This is a genomic window from Mycobacterium sp. (assembly GCF_032162605.1).
Lineage (GTDB): Bacteria > Actinomycetota > Actinomycetes > Mycobacteriales > Mycobacteriaceae > Mycobacterium.
Window position 1 is genome coordinate 1 of sequence record NZ_JAVROT010000202.1, and the last position, 4,884, is coordinate 4,884.

Annotated in this window: 3 protein-coding genes; 1 reads left to right on the forward strand and 2 read right to left on the reverse strand. The window is 67.3% G+C overall.

Features of this window, described 5'->3' with window-relative positions; genetic code table 11:
- Window positions 1-213: 213 nt before the first annotated feature.
- A complete protein-coding gene (locus QOI01_RS12660; RefSeq protein ID WP_526381379.1) occupies window positions 214-2,013 on the reverse strand; it encodes a family 2A encapsulin nanocompartment cargo protein cysteine desulfurase in 1,800 nt (599 codons plus the stop codon).
- A gap of 208 nt (window positions 2,014-2,221) precedes the next feature.
- On the reverse strand, window positions 2,222-3,145 hold the full coding sequence (locus QOI01_RS12665) for a family 2A encapsulin nanocompartment shell protein (protein ID WP_526381381.1): 924 nt from the start codon (window positions 3,143-3,145) through the stop codon (window positions 2,222-2,224).
- Between the two features lie 283 nt (window positions 3,146-3,428).
- Here QOI01_RS12665 and QOI01_RS12670 point away from each other — a divergent pair, with 283 nt between their 5' ends.
- Window positions 3,429-4,703, forward strand: a complete 1,275-nt coding sequence (locus tag QOI01_RS12670) for a thioester domain-containing protein (RefSeq protein ID WP_526381383.1) — start codon at window positions 3,429-3,431, stop codon at window positions 4,701-4,703.
- The last annotated feature ends 181 nt before the right edge of the window (window positions 4,704-4,884 follow it).

The window sequence follows — 4,884 nt, forward strand, 5'->3', positions numbered from 1 at the left end:
TGGTCTCGGATCGGCTCGCGACCCAGTTCGTCGGAGCTCCGGCGCAGGTCGCCGACGAGCTCGAGCGGCTGCGCGACGCCACCGCGGCCGATGAACTGATCATCACTACGATCACCCACGAGCACCGCGACCGGGTGCGTTCCTATCAGCTGCTCGCTGAGGAGTGGTCCCGGCGATAGTTGAGTCGACTTGGTTGCCGACCTGCTCGATGGTTCAGACCGCGCGCCCGCCTTCGGCGATGCGCCGCACCGCCTTGAGGAAGACGTCGATCTCGTCGAACGTGTTGTAGAAGGCGAACGACGGCCGCACCGTGGCTTCGAGCCCTAGCCGCCGCAGAATTGGCTGCGCGCAATGGTGTCCGGCCCGCACGGCGATGCCCTCGGCATTCAACGCCTTGCCGACCTCGAGGGGCTCGTGCCCGGCCAGCACGAACGACAGCACACTGGCCTTCTCGTCCGCCGTCCCGACCAGTCGGACACCGGGGATGTCTGCCAGCCTCGGCGTGGCGTATTCGAGCAGGGAGTGTTCGTACGCCGAGATGCGTTCGATGCCAATGCGTTCGACGTAGCGCAGGGCCTCCCCCAGGCCCACGGCGTCGGCGATGTTGCCGGTGCCCGCCTCGAACTTGTTCGGTGGGCCCTGATACAACGAGCGCTCCAGGGTCACGTCGGCGATCATGTTGCCGCCGCCCTGCCACGGCGGCGTCTCGGCCAGCGCGTCCTCCGTGCCGTACAGCACGCCGATACCGGTGGGGCCGACGATCTTGTGGCCGGAGAACACGAAGAAGTCGGCGCCGAGGGCCTGCACGTCGATCGGCACGTGCGGGATCGACTGGGCGCCGTCTATCAACACCCGCGCCCCGTACCGATGGGCGAGTTCCACGATCTGGTGCGCGGGCGTCACCGTGCCAAGTGCGTTCGAGACGTGGGTGGCCGAAACGAGTTTCGTGCGCGGGCCGAGCAGATCCTCGAACTCGGACATCAGCAGGTTGCCCGCGTCATCGACGGGCGCGACCTTCAGCACGGCGCCGGTGTGCTGCGAAAGCAGCTGCCACGGCACGATGTTCGCGTGGTGTTCGAGATGGGTGATGACGATCTCGTCGCCGGGCCCGAGGTGCTTGCCGCCCCACGCGTAGGCGACGAGGTTGATCGCCTCGGTCGTGCCGCGGACGAAGATGATCTCCTCGCTCTTCGACGCACCGATGAAGCGCCGCACCGTATCCCGGGCGTCCTCGTAGGCGTCGGTGGCCCGCGCCGCCAGCTCATGTGCGGCCCGGTGGATGTTTGAGTTCTCGTGGGCGTAGAAGTACGAGAGCCGGTCGATCACCGCTTGCGGCTTCTGTGTGGTCGCGGCGTTGTCGAACCAGATCAGCGGCTTGCCGTTCACGGTCTCGCGCAGGATTGGAAAGTCTGCCCGCAGTGTCGCGACGTCGAACACCTCGTGGTCGCCGGGCGGCGCGGGTGGAGCCGTCGGCTGCTCGACCGGCGTCAGGAAGTAGTAGTTCGCCTCGTCTCCCGATGCTGCGTCAGGCGCGGACCAGCCCAGGTCTGGGATGGTCGGCGTGCCCGACGGCCAGCCCGGAGCCGACCCGCGAGGCCCCGGGGGAGCCGCGACCGACCTGCCTGCGAGTACGCCGGGGACGGTCGACACGAGCCCGGAAGTCGGCACTGCGAAGGGATCCAGTACGCCTGCGGCCGTGTAGCCCGCCGACGTCGGCGCCGTCGGATCCGGCGCGTTACCGCGGGGCGCTACCGGCACGGTCTGGGGCACACCGTCCGGTTTGGGTGACGTCGGCGCAGGTACGTAGACGTCAGATGACGGGAGCACGGGCGGCGTCGGTGTGTAGGCGGCGTGGGGAGCAGCCGTCGCCACACTCGCGGCCGAGGTGGTGTCGGGCACCGATCCGCGAGGAGCGGGCGGGGCGAGGCCGGGAGGTCCGTCCGGGCCAGGACGAAGGCTCTGGGCGAACAATTGACTGGCCAAGGCGGCGAGTTCAGCCTTGCTGATCGGCAAGTCCCCTTCGGCGTCTAGCGACCGATACTCTTTCCCGTCGCTTCGCTCGCCCCGATACTCTTTCCCGTCGCTTCGCTCGCCCCGAACCTCTTTCCCGTCGCTTCGCTCACCCCGATACTCTTTCCCGTCGCTTCGCTCGCCCCGAACCTCTCTCCCGTCGCTTCGCTCGCCCGGAACCTCTCTCCCGTCGCTTCGCTCGCCCGGGTACTCACTTGTACTCATGGAAGTGGTCCACGGCCACGTCCTCGAGCACCGCTAGGGCGTCGTCGGTCAGGACCGCGAGCGACGAGTACAGCGTGACGAGGTACGACGCGATGGCCGACCGGTTGATGCCGGTGAACCGGACCGACAGCCCCGGGGCCTGCTCGCCGACCAGGCCAGGCTGGAAGAGGCCCACGACGCCTTGGCGTTCCTCGCCGGTGCGAACCAGGACGAACTTGGTCTTGCCGTCTTCTACGGGCACCTTGTCCGACGGCACGATCGGAATTCCGCGCCACGTGATGAACTGGGCGCCGAAGAGGCTGACCACCACGGGCGGAACGCCACGTCGGGTGGCTTCACGGCCGAACGCCGCGACGCCGAGCGGGTGGGTGAGCAGGAAGCCGGGCGTCTTCCACACCTTGGTGATCAGCGAGTCGAGGTCGTCGGGCGTCGGTGGGCCGCCGAGGGTCTGGATCGTCTGCTCCGGCGTCACCTGTGCCAACAAGCCGTACTCGGGATTGTTGACGAGCTCGAATTCCTGACGCTCCTTGATGGTCTCGATGGTCAGCCGCAGCTGCTGCGCGACCTGGTCGTGCGGGCTGGAGTACAGATCGGATACCCGCGTGTGCACGTCCAGCAGCGTGGAGATCGAACGCAGCGTGTATTCGCGTGGGCTGGTCTCGTAGTCGACGTAGGTCTGCGGTAGCGGTTCCTCGGTGCCGGAGCCCTCCTCGGCGTGAATCGCGACCTGATCGGGATTGACCACCCGGTTGACCCGGTAGATGCCTGCCTCGACCGGTACCCAGCTCAGCAGGTGGAGCAGGAATCGCGGCGTGATGGTGGACAGCTGGGGAACGGTCTTGGTGGCGTTGGCAAGTTGCCGTGCGGCGAGATCGCCGAGTGCCTGCGATTCGTTCTGAGCCGACGTCATGAGTACTCCCTCGAGGCTGAAGATGCCCGTCAACCATAGGACTTCCAGCGCCGATGGGCAGGACTAACAAGCACTGCGAGCGAAACCCATGGAGTAAATTCGACGGCGTGCCGTATGGTATTGCGCATGCAACGGTTCGCCCAGTCGCCGCGCCTTGGTCTCGCGCGCTGCTTGGTCCCGTTGTCGTGTTGTTGTTGTTGATTCTCTGACGCCGCATTTCCCCAGCGTCGACGCGCACCCCTTTCGCGGTGCGCTCGCGCGGCCAGTCTGCAGAAAGTCAACGATGACCATCCTCACCCTGCGCCCCCGCGTGCCGCTCGCTGTCCGCCGCCGGGAGCGCCCCGGCGGAACCGAGCTCGCCCGCCTCACCCGGTACCGCGGCGGCACCTACTCACACACCGTGGACACCATCGTGTTCACGGACGGTACCGCCGCACGCACCGACCTCATCAGGTTGAATCCGAACGTCGAGGCGTATTCGCTTGACTTCAGCGGGATTTCGCCGACGCGGCCATCGCACTACCGGGTCGCGACGTGGTCGGCAGTGCCCCACTTGCGTACGCGTGCTCACGAAGCGGAGGTCGACTGGATTCTGCGCAACTCATTTCCCACCGTCGGCACCGCGGAACTGAGTAGGCGGCTTCGTGCTGCGGGTTATCCGCTGAAGTCGGCGAACGTGGCCGAGCACGAGGCGATAGCCGCGACGCAGGCCGCGATCTGGTTCTTCACCAACGACCTTCAACTGGACGACCGTGCGCGCAACGAACCCGTGTCGACGGTGCGTGGCACGGGATCCATCTCGTTCGAGTTCGACGGTGCCCCGCAACTCGGTGGGTTCACCGTCGACGTCGACTCCGGCTCGGCCACCTCGGTGATACTGCAGAAGTCTTCGGACGGGGTGAATTGGCGCGACGTCGCGGGGTCGGGCCTGGCGGTAACCGGTCCGGGTCGCTACCGCAAGGTGCTCGGATTGGGGAGCACCATGTCGCAGAACCGCCCGGGGCGTCGGGGGCTCGGCTACCGGTACTACCGGCTTGTCGTCGACACGACTGACGGGATTGCGTTGGGCGACGTTCAGTTCTGGCTGGAGGGGTCGGGGCATTACGGCAACTCAGACCGCATCGTCCACCTCTATCGCCATCTGCTCGCAGGAGCGCAACGGGCCCGTCGGCAAGCCGCGCCCCCGGAACTGTCTGCGGTGCACGCCGAAGTCGACGCCGAGCACGTCGGTCCGTTCCGCTTGCACGCCGATCATGTTGCGGCCCTGTCAGTCTCCGAGGGCACGGTGGTCGACGCCGACGGTGTGGAAATGCTCACGTGCGAGCCGGGCGGCGAGTTCTACGTGCGGCCGCGTGCTGGCAGTCGGTCCCTCACCGTGACGGCCACGGCCGCCGGGCCCGGGGGCCGCGTGGTCACCGGCGTCGCGCGCGACGAGGTCAACAACCGACTCACGCCGGTCGCGCTGGCCGTCCGCGCACCCATCGAAGTCGACTTCCACCTGGCATGGCACGGCGAGTCCGCCTCGGCGGAGTCGATGCTGGACGCCCTCGGCGGCTGACGGATTCGATTTCCCCGGGTCGCTCCGCTGTCCCCCGTAAGCGGGGGACCCCAGCGCCGGACCTACATCGGCGCGTTGGCAGGCTGAAAGACTCCTGCGCTGTCGGACTCCTCCTCGGCGCGGATGACGTGCACGACCGCGTTGATCATGGCCAGGTGGGTGAACGCCTGCGGGAAGTTCC